1 protein-coding gene is annotated in these 716 nt (G+C 51.5%); it reads right to left on the bottom strand.

All coding sequences use genetic code 11. From position 1 onward, the window contains the following. Window positions 1–222: 222 nt before the first annotated feature. Window positions 223–561: a hypothetical protein gene (locus tag D183_RS27440; RefSeq protein WP_157835200.1), complete on the bottom strand. Its 339-nt coding sequence runs from the start codon at window positions 559–561 to the stop codon at window positions 223–225. Between the last annotated feature and the right edge of the window lie 155 nt (window positions 562–716).

Below are 716 nucleotides of genomic sequence, written 5' to 3'. Positions count from 1 at the left end.
GCATTCCGCTGGCGTGTCCGACAGCCAGACAAAATGATCGGTGTGGGCTTGATACGTTCCCAACTGCACGACGTCGAGGTTCTGCATCGATTCGTTTGCCGATGCTTGCCAACTCAGCAAAGCGAGCATCAACGGCAGGCCCATTTTATATTTCATATTTCTTCTCTTCTTGAAAATGGATCAATCTGCGCCGTGCAAAAAAGCGCGACGCCCTCCAGATCCTTACTTCTTCAGCCGTATGGAAATGACTTTGGTGCGATCGCCGAAAATGCATACACCCGGATCGACCAAGACTTCGACATCTAAATTCTTGGTGTATGCGACGAGTGCCATCGCGGTAAGTTCTTGGTAAGACGGATGATTCTTGTCGATCGCGAAGTCGTTCAGGGGAGCCGAACACCCGGATGGGCCATCGTTGGAAGTATGAATAGCCATACCTTCACCGACCCAGCCGTTTTCAATAACGGTAATTTTACCCGCCCCGACCACTGTGATGGCTTGCGCCTGGTAGGAAAAGCATGATGCTGCGATCGCCAGCGACATTCCCATCTTCAAATTCATCTCACACCCGCCTTTTTTAATCCGTTGTTGATCGCGGTCGTTTACTGTCTCTGTGTCTTCGAACCGCGACAGTCAGGTATTCCACCAGTCCTCAGCGGACTTAGTCATTCAGCAGCAGCTGATACAGCAACGGCACGATATCCACCGCAGGCCGC

This window comes from Xanthomonas sp. SHU 199, assembly GCF_000364665.1.
Lineage (GTDB): Bacteria > Pseudomonadota > Gammaproteobacteria > Xanthomonadales > Xanthomonadaceae > Xanthomonas_A > Xanthomonas_A sontii.
This window is presented reverse-complemented; position numbering and strand designations above follow the sequence as displayed.